General features: G+C 32.3%; 15 protein-coding genes. 1 reads left to right on the forward strand and 14 read right to left on the reverse strand.

From position 1 onward, the window contains the following. Window positions 1-9 precede the first annotated feature (9 nt). From yjeM to JOC70_RS09210, 10 genes are all read right to left on the reverse strand, one after another. Window positions 10-1515, reverse strand: a complete 1506-nt coding sequence (gene yjeM, locus JOC70_RS09165; protein WP_204598589.1) for a glutamate/gamma-aminobutyrate family transporter YjeM — start codon at window positions 1513-1515, stop codon at window positions 10-12. A 236-nt stretch (window positions 1516-1751) separates the two neighbouring features. Further along, window positions 1752-2759, reverse strand: coding sequence for a LacI family DNA-binding transcriptional regulator (locus JOC70_RS09170; RefSeq protein WP_204598590.1), 1008 nt, complete (start codon window positions 2757-2759; stop codon window positions 1752-1754). Window positions 2760-2761: 2 nt separating this feature from the next. Next, window positions 2762-4162, reverse strand: coding sequence for an ADP-ribosylglycohydrolase family protein (locus tag JOC70_RS09175; RefSeq protein ID WP_204598591.1), 1401 nt, complete (start codon window positions 4160-4162; stop codon window positions 2762-2764). Window positions 4163-4174: 12 nt separating this feature from the next. Further along, a complete protein-coding gene (locus JOC70_RS09180; RefSeq protein ID WP_204598592.1) occupies window positions 4175-5476 on the reverse strand; it encodes an amidohydrolase family protein in 1302 nt (433 codons plus the stop codon). Then, window positions 5469-6395: a nucleoside hydrolase gene (locus JOC70_RS09185; RefSeq protein ID WP_204598593.1), complete on the reverse strand. Its 927-nt coding sequence runs from the start codon at window positions 6393-6395 to the stop codon at window positions 5469-5471. The genes JOC70_RS09180 and JOC70_RS09185 overlap by 8 nt, the downstream gene beginning before the upstream one ends. 13 nt (window positions 6396-6408) lie before the next feature. Further along, window positions 6409-7335, reverse strand: coding sequence for a pyrimidine-specific ribonucleoside hydrolase RihA (gene rihA / locus JOC70_RS09190; protein WP_204598594.1), 927 nt, complete (start codon window positions 7333-7335; stop codon window positions 6409-6411). A 2-nt stretch (window positions 7336-7337) separates the two neighbouring features. Next, a complete protein-coding gene (locus JOC70_RS09195) occupies window positions 7338-8264 on the reverse strand; it encodes an ABC transporter permease (RefSeq protein WP_204598595.1) in 927 nt (308 codons plus the stop codon). After that, window positions 8265-9341 carry an ABC transporter permease gene (locus tag JOC70_RS09200; protein WP_204598596.1) on the reverse strand — a complete coding sequence of 359 codons (1077 nt, stop codon included), beginning with the start codon at window positions 9339-9341 and terminating at the stop codon, window positions 8265-8267. Further along, window positions 9334-10896 carry an ABC transporter ATP-binding protein gene (locus JOC70_RS09205; RefSeq protein ID WP_341534876.1) on the reverse strand — a complete coding sequence of 521 codons (1563 nt, stop codon included), beginning with the start codon at window positions 10894-10896 and terminating at the stop codon, window positions 9334-9336. Before JOC70_RS09205 ends, JOC70_RS09200 begins: the two co-directional genes overlap by 8 nt. Before the next feature lie 84 nt (window positions 10897-10980). Continuing rightward, window positions 10981-12099 carry a BMP family ABC transporter substrate-binding protein gene (locus tag JOC70_RS09210; RefSeq protein ID WP_204598598.1) on the reverse strand — a complete coding sequence of 373 codons (1119 nt, stop codon included), beginning with the start codon at window positions 12097-12099 and terminating at the stop codon, window positions 10981-10983. A 375-nt stretch (window positions 12100-12474) separates the two neighbouring features. Here JOC70_RS09210 and JOC70_RS09215 point away from each other — a divergent pair, with 375 nt between their 5' ends. Further along, entirely contained in the window at window positions 12475-13554 is a 1080-nt protein-coding gene (locus tag JOC70_RS09215; RefSeq protein WP_204598599.1) for a YARHG domain-containing protein, read from the forward strand. A 24-nt stretch (window positions 13555-13578) separates the two neighbouring features. Here JOC70_RS09215 and JOC70_RS09220 read toward each other — a convergent pair whose 3' ends face one another. From JOC70_RS09220 to JOC70_RS09235, 4 genes are all read right to left on the reverse strand, one after another. Continuing rightward, the gene (locus JOC70_RS09220) at window positions 13579-14757 is read right to left on the reverse strand and encodes a C40 family peptidase (protein ID WP_204598600.1); all 1179 of its coding nucleotides are present in this window, start codon (window positions 14755-14757) and stop codon (window positions 13579-13581) included. Between the two features lie 284 nt (window positions 14758-15041). Continuing rightward, complete coding sequence (locus JOC70_RS09225; protein WP_204598601.1) at window positions 15042-16106, reverse strand: C40 family peptidase; 1065 nt, start codon at window positions 16104-16106, stop codon at window positions 15042-15044. Between the two features lie 131 nt (window positions 16107-16237). Next, window positions 16238-17620, reverse strand: coding sequence for a sensor histidine kinase (locus tag JOC70_RS09230; RefSeq protein WP_204598602.1), 1383 nt, complete (start codon window positions 17618-17620; stop codon window positions 16238-16240). A gap of 2 nt (window positions 17621-17622) precedes the next feature. Continuing rightward, on the reverse strand, window positions 17623-18321 hold the full coding sequence (locus JOC70_RS09235) for a response regulator transcription factor (protein ID WP_204598603.1): 699 nt from the start codon (window positions 18319-18321) through the stop codon (window positions 17623-17625). Window positions 18322-18414 lie beyond the last annotated feature (93 nt).

Raw genomic sequence — 18414 nt, forward strand, 5'->3', positions numbered from 1 at the left:
TATTTAAATTTATGCTACTTTTTTATTTTTAACTTTTCTTTCATATCTTCCATAGATTATAAGGGCTGCTATAATAAATACTACTGGTCCTACAATCATCCATATGGTTGATATGTAGTCTCCCTTCATTATCGTCGGCTCTATTATAGTAAATAAATTCGCAAATCCAACAGTCAATGTAACAAGAGCCGTTGCTAAGAATGCTATTGAGTAACTTTTAAAGAATTCAAAAGGCTTTCTTATATTAGTATTCTTTTTAAAAGCAGGAAATGCTATTGATAAAAACATGTATGGTAATGTCATGGCCACATTTGTCATAAGTATAAGCCTTGAAAAGAACTTAGAAGCTCCTTCTCCACCAAAGGATACTAATGCAATCATAACTGCTACAATACCGCATTGAACCCACATAGCATTAACTGGTATATTATCTTTAGTTTCTTCAATTTTAGGAGTCCAAAGTCCGTGTGGAGTTCCATCAATAAGCTGCTTTAAGGGTGAGTAAGAAAGTGCAAAGAATGCACCTGTTAAAGCCAGAAACATTGATAGCCCTACAAATCTTGCTACCCATATTCCAATTTGAACTGATACAACTTCTCCAAGTCCAAAGGCTCTTCCAAATTCATATCCAAAGTTTTTCATTAATATATACGCTACATTTCCCATATGAATTCTATTTGAGGATAAAACACCTTGCCAATTAGTAAATACTCCACATAAAAATATTCCAAGTGAATAACCTATAGAAATTACTATTGCAGCTAAAGTTATTCCCTTGGGGAAATTAACTCTTGCATTTTCAGTCTCATCAACTAAACCTCCTACAACCTCTATACCACCGTAACTAAATATAGCAAATACTAAAAATCCCAAAGAAGATATAGTAGTTTGATATCCAGGGTTTGGCGAACTTATAAATGCTCTTCCTCCTTGAAGCGGCTCAGCTAGTGTTCCTCCATTTGCTATAAAAATTAAAACTGCACCTACAATCAAAACTATATTAAGCGCTGCTACTGCAGTACCTCCTATAGAAGTTATTTTAGTTATTTGTCCTACACCTTTAGATGCAATGCGAGTTACCAATACTACCCACATTATACCTAATACCCCGATAACTTGAGTTGAGTTTAGTCCAAATGCTGCCCACGTAGCTGTTCTATCATCTCCAAATATAGATGTTGAAAAAGGTATCCATATACTTGATGATATATTAACCATCCATACGATATAGGACGCGTACCACATAAATGTTCCTACAAAAGCAAACTTTGGACCGACGGATTTACTCATCCATGAATAAATCCCTCCCTTTTCTTTTTCAAAAGCTGATCCAAACTCTGCCATCATAAATGCAAATGGAATAAAAAATGCAAATGCAGCAAATATATACCAGATAATAGCTCCATATCCCATTAAATAATAAGATCTCGGCATATTTGCAAATCCAAATACAGATGTAAAAATCATCAATACAAGTGCCTTAAGACTTAATTTTTTAGTATTCTTTTTATCCATTTAATGAATCACTTCCTTGCATGATTTATAGAATTTATAATTTAGTTATAAATTAGAACTTCTCAACTTACTGAGGCATTCCTTATAACAAAATGTAGTATTAGCTTGTTCCTCCACAAGGTTTTTATACTTTAAGATTAAGGAAACGTACTTAAACAATTCTTGTTTTGGATTTAATTATTAAATAAATGTTTTTATTATTAAAAATAAAAAGTTGCCATAAAAGGCAACTTAAATTATAATTTTGCAACTGAATTTCTTATTATTAAATTAGTATCTAATATAATTTGCTTAGATGGAATCTCCTCTTTATTTATTATTTTAAGAAGTAATTCTACAGCATTATATCCCATTTCATAAGTTGGCTGAGCTACAGTAGTAATCTTCGGAAATGTCACTTTAGTTAAAAATATATTATCAAATCCTGTTACAGATATTTCATTAGGTACTCTTATTCCTTTATTATTTAAAACTTCTAAAGCTCCTATTGCCATCAAATCATTCTCTGAGGCTACTGCTGTAAACTTTAAATTTTCCTCCAAAAGCTCTTCCATGCACTTTATTCCACCGCTTATCTTATAATCTCCATACTTTATAAGGTTATCAACTATAGGTATATTATACCTACTTAGCGCTTTTTTATAGCCTCTAAGTCTCTTATACTCTCCATACATCCCCTTTTTACCTGATATATAAGCTATTTTTGTGTGCCCATTTTGGATTAAATATTCTACTAGTTTGTACATTCCTATTTCGCCATCAGTAGATATAAATGGAACCTCCTCTAGAGGACCATTTCTGTCCATAGATACAAAAGGTATTTTGTACTTTTTGAATAACTCTATATTTTCTCCTTTATTTTCAAGAGTACTTGTATATATTACTCCATCTACAGACTTTTCCTTTAAAATTTGGATATGTTCTATTTCTTTTTCTTCCTTATCATCGGTATTACAAAGTATGATGTTATATCCATATTTACTTGCCGCATCCTCTGCGCCTCTTACTATTCCAGGGAAAAAGGGATTATTTATATCTGGTAATATAAGACCTATTATATGCGTCTTCTTTGTAACCATTCCCCTTGCCAGGCTACTAGGAATATAATTATGCTTTTCCATTATCTTTAGTATATTTTCTCTCGTGCCCTTACCTACGCCATCTTCTTTGTTATTTATAACTCTTGATACCGTAGCAATAGATACCTTTGCTTCTTTAGCTATATCCTTTATAGTAACACCCATTCTTATTCTCCCTTATTAGCTCTCCTTAAAGCTTCAACAGTCCACTTAGATAACTCACTTATTTTTAAATGTTTCATACCTCTAACATAAGTTATTAAATCATCACCAATTGGATCTATCCATTTTTCACCTATTCCCTTAAATCCATAAATCGCACCATATATACTTGCTATCTGGGCTGCATTACAATCAACATCTTGTCCTGCCATGGAAATTATATTCATAGTTTTTTCAAAATCATTTCCTCCAAAGTAAAGAGCCACTACTTCTGCTGCTGCATTTGGATATGCATGAATCCAATTATACATTTTAAACTTTTCCTCACATTTCTTCCATGCCTCTCTCCAATTGTCATTTGACTTGCACTGATTATATGCAAAATCAATTACTGAATAGTATTCTGAATCCTTAGGAATTGCATTTATAGTCTTATCAAGTATAACTTTTACGTCATTTTCTACAAAAGCAAGTGAAACAAGCACAGCATTAAATATTTCTCCTATTACCCCATTATTATGATGTGAAATAACACCATCAATCCACGCAAGTCTTGCAGCTTCCTCCGCATTGCCGGGAGCCACCATTCCACATATAGCTCCTCTCATCTGAGCACCTATCCATTCACGATAATAGTTATTAAACTCCCCACTTAAAGGAGGATATATCCCTCTTTGAATATTTTTTAAAGCGATATCCTCAGCTGACCATCCTGTAGGAATGAGCCCTACCCATTCTTCTGCTATATCTATTGAAGTCACATTATATCCTTTTTCATAAAATGCCTTTAAAAATGCTAATTCATAAGTTATATCGTCATTATAAGTATTTGGCTTTCTGACATAATTTGTTATATTGCCAAAGGTTTTCTCTATATTTTCTGAAGTATAGCCTTCAATGGCTGTTCCTAACGCCCCGCCACATATTTGAGCTATCCAAGCTGCATGAATTTTTTCTTCAAATCCCTCTGCATATATATTACATTCATCATATTTAGGAAATTTTACAGATTTTTTGTATTCTTCCCAAGAGGAATATGTTTTATATTTAAAGTAAGGCGAATCTAACTCTTTTTTTGCATTGTTTAATTCATAATAAACTCTAGCAGTTATCTTACTTAATTCAATTATATTATTTTCTTCTAAAGCCTTAAGCCCAAGCGGAATTAACTGTTCTGCTCTTTCCACATTGTATCCCATACTTTCCATAGATTGAATTGCACCTATTATTACTCTTTCAGGAGCAAATGAACCTGGTACATTGCTTTTCCAGACAAGCCTTGTAGAAAGTTCTATATGACTTTCCATTTCCTGCGCTCCCGTTTCCCAAGTCTGCTCCTCATCACTTAATACAATAGGTATAGCATTACTCATCAATTCATGTTCCATTTCCCATGCCTTTTTCATAACTTTCCTCCTCTAATAACTTATTTTATTTATTCCTTTTCCTTTATTTACAATTTCATTAGAAGTTCTCTCTACTTCATCCCATAAATAAGTATTTTTTAAAACAACTTTCCCATTTCTTTTTACAAATTTACCTTCTACTATAGAATGCAGAATATTTTTACTTTCACTACTGTAAATTATAGATGCTAAAGGGTTATATGCAGGATATGTATTTGGCATATTCAAGTCCCAAACAAGTAAATCTGCATCATATCCTACTTTAATGTCTCCTGTATTAAAATCTAAAGCTTTATGCCCTCTCATTAACATTTCCCACATGCTCTTAAGCTTAAAGTCCTCCGATTTACCTTCTGCCTTTCCTATAAGTGCAAATAACCTTAACTGCTCTAATGGATTTAATGTATTTGAACTTGCTGCTCCATCTGTTCCTATACATAGTGGAAGTTTACTGTAGCTATTCCATAAACCTCCATAACCCATACCTAGTTTCATATATGTTTTAGGACATACCGCAACGTAAGTGTTGTCATTTATATAATTCAAATCATCTTCACTAATCCATAGTCCATGAGCAATTATTGCAGGAATATCAAAACCTCCTGTTTCACTCAATATTTTAAAAGGGGTTTTCCCATAAGATTTTAAACTTTCTTCTACTTGTTCTGAAGTTTCAGAAAGGTGAATATGAATTCCTACATTTAACTCCCTTGCCCTTTTAATAATTTTTTCAAGTTTTCCATTTGGACAAGTATATGGAGCATGAGGGCCCATTCTTAAGCTTAATCTAGTACTTTGATTTCTTCTCTTTTCTATAAGTGACGCTGCATCTTCTAAAACTTCCTCAAAATTATCAGATAGCCCAAAGATTGTAGGTGCTATATCCCCTCTTATTCCGCTTTCTATAACTGCGTCACATACCTTATCTGCAAAAAAGTAATGATCTGCAAAAGAAGTCACTCCATTATCTATCATCTCACTTATACCAAGTAAGGCTCCATAATATACATCCATAGGTGTTAATTTACTTTCATAAGGAAAGATTTCTTTATTAAACCAATCGTTTATATTTACATCCTCAGCTAACCCCTTTAGTATGTTCATAGATACATGAGAGTGTAAATTCACAAACCCTGGTGTTATAAAATAGCTTTCACACTCTATTATTTCACCGTGTCCTCTTTCATATTGATCCAATATTTTTTCTATCTTTCCATCTTTAACGTAAATACTTTTTCCTCTAAGTGTATTTCCTTCCCCATCAATTATATTAGCATCTTTTAAAATCATATCCCAGGACTCAATCCTATTCATATGAATACATCATCTCCCTAAACATTTCTACGAATTCTTCTCTTTTTACATCCATAGCAACTTCTGCATTAGGTTTATTTTTAGTAACATTATAAATATCAACTACAGTTTTTCCATAAGTAAGTTCACCCTTTGTTTCTACCTCAACATAATATTTACACTTTTCAATAATATTAGGATTAATAACTGAGGCTACTGCTAATGCATCATGAACTATTGCTCCTTCAAGACCATAAAGCTTGCATATCCTTGAACAACACCGAAAGAACTCCCTTACAGTTTCACGAATCCTGTTTTCTTTGCTAGTTATATAGTTTATTTCCTCATCTGAAATTAAAGCCTTATGCGTTGCATCAAGCCCTACCATAGTTACTGGTATTCCTGATTTAAATATCATATCTGCTGCTTCTGCATCCACATAAATATTAAATTCTGCTGATGGCGTAGTGTTTCCTATATAGCACGATCCTCCCATAAGCGTTATCTTTTCAATTTTATGCACTAAGTCCGGGTACTTCATTAAAGCTATTGCAATATTTGTAAGAGGTCCTAATGCTATTATATTAAGCTTTTCCTCACACTTTACAGCCTCTTCGTATATGGTATCCCAAGCACTTTTTTCATAAGGCTTTATATTCCCCTCAGGTAAAACTACAGAATGAAGTCCAGTTTCCCCATGTACATATTCTGCAGTATGAAGCTTTCTTAAAATAGGGTCAGAGGCTCCCTTAGCTACTTTTGTATCAGCTCCTATGTAACTAACGAGATCTATAGAATTTTTAGTAGTCTTTTCTAAAGGTATATTACCTCCTACGGAAGTTACAGCTCTTATGTCTAGTTTATCTGATGAAAATGCTAAAAATAGTGCTAAAGCATCATCTATTCCTGGATCTGTATCTATAATTACAGGTATTTTCATACGAAATCCCTCCTTAGTTGTAATACTTCATAGCTTCTACTAGCATCTCCACAAATCTTTCTCTATCTATATCAAAAGCAACATCTATATTTTTTTCTTTTTTAAGCACATCATAATAGTCAACAACTGTTGCTCCTAATGTATGTTCTCCCTTAGTTTCTATATCCACATGGAGCTTTTTTGTAGTCATTATTGATGGATCAATAACCCAAGCTACTGCACAAGGATCATGAAGGGGACTTCCCTTAAATCCCATATCCATATGAAATTTAGCAAAGAAATCTAAAAGCTCTGCAACCATCACAGCAACTTTCCCACCAACATTTCTTATTCTTTCTACATCCTCATCATAAATTAAAGCCTTATGAGTTACATCAAGCCCACTCATTGTTATTGGTATCCTAGATTTAAACACTATATCTGCAGCTTCTGGATCTACTAGTATATTAAACTCTGCAGCTGGGCTCCAATTTCCACCAAAACAAGCTCCACCCATGAGAGATATTCTTTCTATCTTTTCCTTTAATTCTGGATAACATAAAAGAAACTTTGCTATATTTGTTAAAGCTCCTGTTGGTATTAAAGTAACCTTTTTATCACTTTCTCTAATCGTTTTTGCTATAAGCTCAATTGCAGACATATCCACAGCTTTCAAATCTGACTCTGGAAGTTCTGGACCATCAAGCCCACTATCTCCATGAACCTCTGGTGCGATTATTAAATCTCTCATTAGTGGTTTATCGTCTCCCTTTGCTACAGGCACATCTACTCCTGCAAAGCTTAAAACCCTTAATGCATTGTTTAATGTCTTTTCTTGAGTTTGATTTCCAGCAACTATAGTTACTGCCCTTACATCTAACCTTTCACTAGCAAAAGCAAGTAATAGCGCTATTGCATCATCATGCCCTGGATCACAATCTATTATCACTGGTATTCTCATATTTATTTCCCCCTAATTTTCTTAATCTTGTTAGTTTGCTGGATTGAGTATATAACTAGTCCAAATATTGTAGTTAGATATGGTACCATTTGAACAAATTCCGCTGGTACTCTTAAAGACTGCATTACATTGGATAAGGCATCTGCAAACCCAAATATTAATGAAGCTGCAAAAGTTCCTATAGGCGTTCCTCTTCCCATAGCTTCAGCTGCAAGAGCTATAAATCCTCTTCCTGCAGTCATATCCCTTGAAAACCATGATACATATCCCATGGACATATATACACCACCTAAAGCTGCAAATATACCGCTCATTATTAAAGCTAAATATTGTATTTTTATGACACTTATACCTACTGAATCTGCCGCATTTGGGTTTTCTCCAACAGCCCTTATCTTAAGTCCTAGTGGAGTTCTATATAAAAAGTAATGAACAACTACAACTGATATTAATGATAAGTAAGTTAATATGTTATGTCCTGATAGTATTGGTCCAAGCACTGGTATTTTATTTACTAAAGGAATCCATATTTCTGGTACTACAAGACTTTTTAAAGAAACAGAAATCCCCTTATCCTTAGCTACTAGAAATAATAAAAATACCGTTCCCCCGCTAGCAAGTAAATTAAGAGCAATACCAGTCAGTATTATGTCAGATTTTAAATGCAAGGAAAAATATGCAAGGGCTAAAGAAAGTAATACTCCAACTATTATTCCAGCAACTACTCCAACCATTATACTTTTGCTAAAGGCGCTAGCAATTACACCCGCTAAAGCAGATGAAAGCATTATACCTTCAAGTCCTATATTAATAACTCCCGCTTTATCCGATATTAAAGCTGCTAAAGCTGCAAAAAGTATAGGCGTTGTAACCCTGAGTATTGAATATCCAAAACTAGTTGTAAATATTAGTGAAAACAAGTTATCCATTTACTTTCCCTCCTTAGCAGCCAACTGCTCTTGAGAATACTTAACAATTTTCTTATGTTTCCATTTTGCAAGGAATCTGTTTGCTGCAATTAATATGATTATAATTGCTTGTATAACTGATATTACCTCACTTGGAACATCTGTCATTCTTGCCATGATATCTGCCCCAACTCTTAAGTATGCTAAGAATACAGCTGCTACTGGCACTAAAATTGGATTATTTCTTGCTAAAATAGCTACTATTATTCCATCAAACCCATACCCCGGAAGACTCTGCCACTGAAATCTTTGATACATGCCAAGTACTTCTGTACCGCCACCTAGACCCGCAATAAATCCTCCTAGTAATTGCGAGTATAAAATTACTCTCTTTGTATTAATTCCTGAATACTTTGCAAAGTTTTCATTTAATCCTGTCATTCTAAGGGCATATCCCCACTTTGATCTGTACATGAATAAGTAAGTTAAAATTATAAATAATATTGCTACAAATGTTCCAGCATGTATTCTTGTACCTGGAATTATTTTCTGAAACACTGCTGTTTTATTAAATATAAATGATGCCATAAATCCTGAGTTAGGATCTCTTATAATGTTGTTTATCACATAGATACCTAAATACAAACAAACATAGTTTAGCATAAGAGAAGACACAAGCTCATTCGCATTCCATTTTGTCTTAAGTATTCCTGGAATAAATCCAGCTAATGCTCCTATTAGCCCCCCAAACAATATTGCTACTATTGGATGAATTCCCATAGGAAGTATTACTTTAACTGCTATAAAAGAGGCCGCTACCCCTCCAATAAAAAATGCTCCTTCACTTATCATGTTAAATTGTTTTGCCTGAAACATTACACATACAGATAATCCTGTAAAAATAAATGGAATAGACATTTCTATTACATTCCCAAATCGTCTTATTGAAGAAAATGGTCCTGTAAAAAGTGTGGTTATAGCATTTATCGGCTGTTTACTTATCCCTAAAATTATTAAAAATGCTAAAGTCATAGCAAGTAAAATTGCTACAAAGGTTCTTATTACCTCAAATTGAGTTTCAATCTTTTTACTACTCATTTATAGCCCTCCTTATCTCTTCAGGAGATTGTTTGTTTATTCCAAGCATGTATGTCCCTAGCTCTTCTTCAGTAACCTTTGAGCTATCTTTGAAGTAAGCCACAACTTCTCCTCCATACATTACCATTAAGCTATCACTTAGTTCCATTGCTTCATTTAAGTCTGCAGATATTAATAATACTCCCGTACCTTCATCTCTTAGCTCCACTAGTTTTTTATGAATAAATTCTGTTGCTCCTACATCAATACCCCTAGTTGGTTGATTTGCTACTATAAGTTTTGGATTTGATGAAAACTCTCTAGCTACTACAACCTTTTGAATATTTCCACCTGATAACATTTTTACTGGTTGATCTGCACTATCACACTTAACTCTATAATCTTTAATAAGTTCTCTAACCATGGAGTGTATTTTTGACATACTAAGCAGCACACCTTTATTTAATTCTTTACTATCAAATCTATCTGAAATAATATTTTCTTCTATGCTGGCTTCACCGGCTGCCCCAAATATCATTCTATCTTCTGAAATATGAGAAGCCCCTAGGTTTCTTATTTCCTTTATACTTAAATCTTTAATTTCTTGTCCATCTATAAAAATTTCGCCATCATTATACTTTTCAAGTCCTGTTATAAGTTCTATAAGTTCTCTTTGCCCATTACCCTCTACTCCTGCTATTCCAAGTATTTCACCTTTTCTTACAGTAAAGCTTATATTATTTAATATTGTCTTTCCAGTTTCATCAGTATAATTTATATTATTAACCTTTAGTATTACATTACTTGGGTTATTTTTTTCTTTTTCAATTTTAAGTACCACATCACGACCTACCATAAGTCTTGAAATATCTTCTTGAGATACTTTTGCAACATCATAAACCCCTATACTTCTTCCAGCCCTTAAAATTGTTATTCTATCACATATCTCTTTTATTTCTTTTAACTTATGAGAAATGAATATTATGGTATGTCCCTTTTTCTTTAAGTTTATAAGTTCTACAAATAATTCCTTTGTTTCTTGAGGCGTTAATACTGCAGTCGGTTCATCTAGTATAAGTATCTCTGCTCCCCTAAGTAATGCCTTCAGTATTTCAACCTTTTGTTTTATTCCTACAGGCAAATCTGAAACTTTTGCTTTTGGATCAACTATAAGATTATATTTCTTTGAAATTTCTTCTGTAACTTTTATTGCCTTTTCTATATCAATAAGTCCATTTTTCTTCGGCTCCATACCTAAAACCATGTTTTCTGCAACAGTAAGCGATGGAACAAGCATGAAATGCTGATGAACCATTCCTATACCATTTTTTATAGCTGTGCTTGGAGAATCTATACTTATCTTTTGTCCCTTTAATAAGATATCTCCCTCTTCTGGCCTCTCAAGCCCAAATAGTATTTTCATAAGTGTACTTTTACCTGCCCCATTTTCTCCCATTAGAGCATGTATTTCTCCTGATTTAACAGAAAAATTTACATCCTTATTTGCAACCATTCCATTTGGATATACCTTAGTTATATTTTGCATAGCTAAAATTTCTTCTGACAAACTCTTCACCTCTCCCATATTTTATGTATTAGTTAACTAATGCACTGGAAAATTATCCAGTGCATTATAATATTGTAATTATTTATTTAGCTGTTACTTTACAGAATTTCTTATATCATTAAGAACTTTTGTATCCATTCCAATAGCTGAATCTACTTTTATTTCTCCATCTATTATTTTCTTTGAAGTTTCTTGTACAAACTTTCTCATGTCTTCTGAAACATTTTTATTATAGAATTCATTTTCAGCAAGACCAACTGCTTCTTCCTTCAATCCTAAACTTTCTGCCTTACCCCATGGTAATTTCCCTTGAGTTTCAAGTTCAATTGCTCTAACAAGTGAATTATCAACTCTCTTTAGAACTGAACTCATTATTAAATTTGCTTTTGCAGCATCATCTTTAAATAACATTGCCTGATCTGAATCTACACCTATAGCATATTTTTTCTGTAACTTAGCTGCATCCAATGCTCCAAGTCCCGCTTGAGACGCAACTGGGAATACTACGTCAACCTTTTGATTGAACTGTGCTAATGCCATTTCCTTACCTTTTGCACTGTTAAAGAAATCTCCAATGTAAGATATAGCAACTTTTGTATCCTTATCTACATATTGAGCACCCTTTATATATCCAACAAGGAAGTCATTTATAACTGGAATATCCATTCCACCAACAAATCCTATAACCTTATCTTTATTAGCTTGAGGCATAGTGGAAGTTGTTATCTTAGCCGCTAGAGCTCCTGCTAAAAAAGAACCTTCGTTTTGTTTATAGTTTATTGAATATATGTTTTTAAAATTACCTTTATCATAATTTACTGCTGCATCAAATAATATATATTTTTTTTCTGGATGTTCTGGTGCTATCTTTTCTAAATGCTCTTGCATCTGCCAAGTACCACAAATTATTATATCCCAATTTTCTTCAGATACATCTGCTAAAGTTGGCTCCCATTTTGTCTGATCTGATCCAACTTCTATTACCTTTGTTTCAGCTTTAAATTTTTCTTTAATTTGCTTTAAACCTTCATTTGCTGAGTCGAAGAAAGACTTGTCTCCTAAATTTCCGTTAAGAACTAATACTATCTTTAACGGTTTGTCTTTCCCTGCATCCTTTGCTCCCTGGTCTCCTGAATCCTTGCTTCCGCAACCAGTTAACCCAAGTGCAAGCACCATGATAAAACTTAACATTAAACCAAGTACCTTTTTCATCCTATTATTTCCCCCTATTGCTGAAACGTTTTAGTAAAACGTTTACTTATTTTATCTATATTATATTCATTTATTCATCATATTTCAATGAAAATATTGTAAAAATAACATAAAATTTCTTAAATCTTTATTTTCAATGAATTTTAAGTCTACTTTAAGTTATCTCGAATAATTTGTACTATATAATTAGTCGAAATATGCAGCATTTTATATATTTATATTTTTATCAATTTGTTATAACTGATAATACCTTATTTTATTATATTTTATTTATAAGAAATTACTTTGTTTCCAATAATATTTTATTAATTGCCTAATTTTGTTATAATATTAATATATGTAAAATTCATGACAACTTTAAAAGGAGTGATATTTATGCAATGTCCAAATTGCGACACAGAGATCTTAAGCCTAGATTCTAAATTCTGTAGTTGCTGCGGGTATAAGCTTTCTAATTCCGATAATTTGAATTCAACTAAAATAAAATTTCCTATAAATAAAAAAACAATCATATTTTTAGGCCTGGTATTATTAGTTTTATCCTTTACCATGATTCAATCTTATAACTCTGTAAATTCCAATCCTGAAAATGTCATCAATAGATTTTTTAATAACTTACAGAATAAAAATTATGAGAAAGCTTTTAAAAATTTAGATACTACAAAGCTTCAATCTTCCCCATTTTTAAGTAAGGAAAGCTTTGAAAAAGCTTTAAGCTTAGCTCCTATAAAAAACTTTACTATAGAAGAGGCAGATACCGCTCTTTATAAGACTATTGGCGAAAAAGTCCATACTATGTTTTATAATGTATCCATTTATTCTGATGAGGTTCCAAGCAAAAACTTTATTATAAAACTTACCAAGAAAAATGATGATTGGCTGATAGAACCTTTTCCATTTATAATTAAAAAGTCAATATACATTCCCCAAGATAAAAATATTGAGGTAACCGTAAATGATATAAAATTGGATTTAAAGGATACTAATTCTGATAAAGAATATGACTTCTTTATATATTCTCCTGTGGTGGTTAAGTACCAGGGCTCCAATATCAAGCCCCTGGTTGTGGATATGAATAACTTAAATGATACAAGCAGCATAGTGTTTGAATCTGCACAAATTACAGATTCAAAACCAGATACCCAAGCTTCTAAGGAAGATCCTAATAATAAAGACTTAAATAATAATTTAGATTTTATTTTCCCAAATAGTTCTACTAGAGAACTATCTGTATATGATTTGAAAAATCTAACTAAATACGAATTAGGTATTGCAAGAAATGAGATTTATGCACGCCATGGATATGTATTTAGTCAAGAACCCTTCAAAAGCTATTTTCAAGGCAAAGACTGGTATGTTCCAAATCCTGAATTCAAAGGATTAAACAATGACTTGTATCCCGTAGAATATAAAAATGTACAACTTATATTAGAATACGAAAAAAGTAGAGATTAGAACAAAAGTTCTAATCTCTACTTTTTAATTTAGTATTCTTCTAGCAGTAAGATAATCAGATCTCGTAAGCGGAGATACCTTTATTACATCTCCTGTACGCGGAGCATGTATGTACTGATTTCCTCCTATATACATTCCTACATGATGAGGATCATTCCATGTACCAAACAGTACTAGATCACCAGGCTGAAGCTCTGAACGTGATACCTCAACCCCATTATATATTTGATTGTAGGTAGTTCTTCCTATACTAATTCCAAAATGGGCATATACATACTGCATATATCCTGAACAATCAAATCCGTTTGGAGTTGTTCCACCCCAAAGATATGGCACCCCTAAAAAGTTTTGTGCATAAGCTACTACACTACTTCCTGATACAGATCCATTATTACTTTCACCTCTTGAAGGTGTAGATCCATTATTATTACTATTATTATTTGAACTATTATTTGCTGCTGCTTGTCGTCTTGCAGCCTCCTCTGCTGCTGCTTTTGCATTGGCTTCATTTATTGCTTTAATTGTTGAGTTTACTTCTATTTCCGAAGTACTTATCTTTGATGCATAAATTTTCTTTTCATTATTTAGGTCTTGAATGAGTTTCTTTTGCTCATCAGCAGATTCTTTTATCTCCGATAACTTCTTTTCACTATTATTCTTAAATGCTACTAAGTTTTGTTTTTCCTTATCTAATTCGCTTTTCTTAGCATTTAAAACTTCTCTTTGAGATTCCATTTCAGCAAATATTTCTTTATCATATTTCATTACTCTTCTTACATTTTCAACCCTACTCATAAGATCAGAAAATCCTTCAGCCTCAACAAGTACGTCTAAGTAAGAAGCTTGTCCATTTACATATAGAGCTCGCACTCTTTTATTAAACAAGTCCTGCTGTTTTTCTAAATCCTCTTCTGCTTTAGTTATATCCTTATTTACCTGATTAATATTTGCTTCGGTTTTTGATATTTTACTTTTGTAACCTTCGACCTCTGCAAGTGCCTTTTGTATTTTATTGTCTAAATGCTCTATAGCGATCTCTTTCTCTTCTAATTTTTTTGTTATATCCTCATAGGTCTTCTTTTCTTGTTCTAATCTCTGTTTTTGAATTTGCAGCTGCTTTGATAAAGGTGCTGCAGATACCACACTGCTATTAATGAAAATCACTGTTAGTATACTAGCATAAATTTTTAATTTCTTATTCAAGCTCCCACCCCTTGTCCATGTTTCATTACTTAAATTATACTTAGTAATTACCCCCACATTATATGGAATAATTATGAATATTTTATGTAGAAAATTTTACTTTGATATTATTATATCATTTAAACTAATACTTTTTACATATTTTTTTATTATTTTTGAGTTTTTTTCCATAATCTTCGTTAATATAAGAATATGTGATTTATAAGGTGATTATATGCACAAAAATATGAGAACATATATAGATTTGAATTCAAATCTATATATGTTCTCATATAACTTTACTATTATCTTAATACTCTTCTTCCTGTTATAAAGTCTCCTCTAGTCATTGCTGAAAATTTAACTACATCTCCTGTACGTGGGGCATGTATATATGTATTATTTCCCGCATATATTCCCATATGTGTAGGACCAGAATTTCCAAAAAACACTAAGTCCCCTGGTTGAAGTTCTCCTCTAGATACGGAAACTCCGTTATTTATTTGATCATATGTAGTTCTACCTAAACTAACTCCAAAATGCCTAAATACATATTGAGTAAACCCGGAACAATCAAATCCATTTGGAGTAGTTCCGCCCCATAGATAAGGCGTTCCTAAAAATTTCTGAGCATAAGTTAGTACTTGTCCTGCATCTCCACTAACTGTTCCACCTCTAGAAGGCGTTGAGTTTATTGTATTTTGAACTTTAGAATTGCTACTAGTTGCAGCAACCTGAATATTTGCGGCGTACACCCTGGATTCCTGATTTAGCTTAGCAATTAGCTTCTTTTGTTCATTCATATCTTCTCTTGCTTTTCTGAGCTTACTTTCGCTATCCTTCTTTAAAACTAGAAGCTTTTCTTTTTCATTAGTTAACTGTTTTTTCTTATTATTTATTTGCTCCTTATTAGCCTTAATTGAAGTCAATACCTTCTTGTCATGGCCAAGTATACTTTTAACCATGTCAATTCTTGATATAAAATCTCCAAATCCTTCTGATTCAAACAACACCTCTATGTATCCTGTTTGTCCACTTATGTACATAACTCTCATTCTGTCTTTAAATTTCTCTTGTTGTTCCTGTAACTTTTTTTCGGCTTCCTTTAGTTCTTCATCTGATTTCTTAATACTTATCTCCGTTTCACTTATTCTTTTCTTGTAGCCTTCCACCTCTGATAAAGTGCTTTCTATCTTGTTGTCAAATTGTTCTATTTTATTTTCAGCTTCTTGTATTCTGTCCTGTATGCTTCCTGTAACCTGTCTATTATTTATACGCTGTGTTGAATTAACCCTCGGCGCTGCTTGTACACTACTACTCATAAGTACAACTGTAAGTATGCTTGCATAAATTTTTATTCTTTTATTCAAGACATCCCCTCCTTTTCCTTTAAAGTTTATAGTACGCCATCTTTTATTTTAAAAGATATTGAACAATTTATCAACAAAACCATGTAAACTTTTTAATGGTATGCTTTCCTAATATAGGCATACATACCATCCTATATCGGTAAAAACACCTTAAACTCAGTTCCCTTGTTAACATTACTTTCTACAGTTACCTCTCCATTATGAGCCTCTACAATGCTCCTTACTATAGCAAGACCTATTCCAGCTCCCCCTGTTATGCGAGTTCTTGATTTGTCAGCCCTATAAAAACGCTCAAAAATATGCGGCAAATCTTCCTTAGAAATTCCAATACCTGTGTCCCTTACAGTTAGAACAATATTTTTGTTTTCTTCTTCTAAAATAACATCCACACTTCCGCCTTCTTTTGTGTACTTTAAGGCATTTGATAATAAGTTTACTACTACCTGACTTATCTTATCTTTATCACCAGTTACACATTTACTTAAACTTATATATCTTAAATCTACATTTTTATTCATATATTCATTTTCAAAATTCATTATTATATTTCCTATAAGTTCTCCGATATTAAACTTTGACTTATTAAGTAAAAATTTATCGCTTTCATATCTTGATAGTTTCTCCAAATCTCCAACTAACTTGTTTATTCTTATAGACTCTTCATGACAACTTTTAATTCTTTCAATGGTAGGTTCCCATACTCCATCAATCATTGCTTCCATATGACTTTGAAGTGTAGTCAAAGGCGTTCTAAGCTCATGAGCTACATCTTGAGTTAATCTTTTTCTTAAATACTCTTGATTTTCTAGAGTTTTTGCCAAGTCATTTATTGTATCAATAAGATTTTTAATTTCTATTACATTAGATACTTCATTTATCCTATTTTTATACTCCCCTCTACGAATACCCTTAGATGCATTTATAACTTTATATATAGGTCTGGTTAGTGCAGAAGCCATAATAAGTCCAACCATTATAGCCATTAATAAGGATACCGTTCCTACTCCTATAAACAAAGCATTTAGCTTTTTTAAGAAAGCTAAATCATTATCACTATAATAAAACGGTCCATAATATCCAACTTTTACACTTCCTATAATGTTATTTGCATTGACCATGGGATATTTAATTTCCACGTATTTACCTTTCCAATTTGAATACCTATCCATCATATTCTTTGCCATATTTGTTAGTATTGCTTCACACCGTCCACTATCATAAACACTTGCATCCCATATAATTTCATCATTACTATTTGATATACTTATAATAAGTCCATTTTCTAGGGCTTCAACCCCTACAGCTTCTATAAATGCTAAATTTACATCTCCATCTTTACTAAATTGATCAGTAATAGACGCCACTACTCCCTTTACCTTATTTTCATGGGCGGATAGTACATAGCTTTTGAACTGCTTTTCTAAAAATATATTAGAAAATATACTTATTAAAAACACACATATCATTGCCACCATTATGTAAGACATAACAAGTCTTTTTCTTAAAGTTACCATATCTAAGCTTCACCACCAAACTTATATCCTACTCCATGTACTGTTTTTATGTATTGAGGTTTTCTAGTGTCTCTTTCTATCTTCCTTCTTAAATTTTTAATATGAGAATCTATCACTCTATCAAAACCCTCAAAATCCTCTCCTAATGCTTTACAAACTAGCTCCTCCCGAGTAAATACTTTATTAGGATATTTAATCATAGCTACAAGTATATTAAGTTCTGTGCTAGTTAAATTTATTATTTCTCCATCTCTTTTAACCTCATAGGTTGACGCATCTACAGTTAATTCATCATTATTATAAGAATAGTAATTTGAAAGAAGTCTCATATCTTCTTCAGATCTTCTAAGAAGTGCTATAACTCTTGCAACTAATTGCTTAGGACTAAATGGTTTTGTAACATAATCATCTGCTCCTATATCAAATCCATTTAAAATACTATCTTCCTCCACCTTTGCTGTAAGCATTATAATAGGAACTCTAGATACCGCTCTTATACTTTTGCATACCTCCTCTCCGGTTAAATCTGGAAGCATTAAGTCCAATATAACTAACGAAGGATTTAATTCATTAAACTTCTCTAAAGCTTCTATTCCAGTTACTGCTTCATGCACTTCAAATTCTTCTTTTTGCAAATAAGACTTTACTACCTCCAAAATTTTCATTTCATCATCCACTAGTAAAATTTTCTTTTTATTCATGGTATGTCTCCTTAAACTTTCAAGTTATATATTATATTAAAACACTAATTGCTTTTTATACACAATAATCAAATAATTATATATTAAAATAGA

This window comes from Clostridium pascui (assembly GCF_016908015.1).
GTDB lineage: Bacteria > Bacillota > Clostridia > Clostridiales > Clostridiaceae > Clostridium_AK > Clostridium_AK pascui.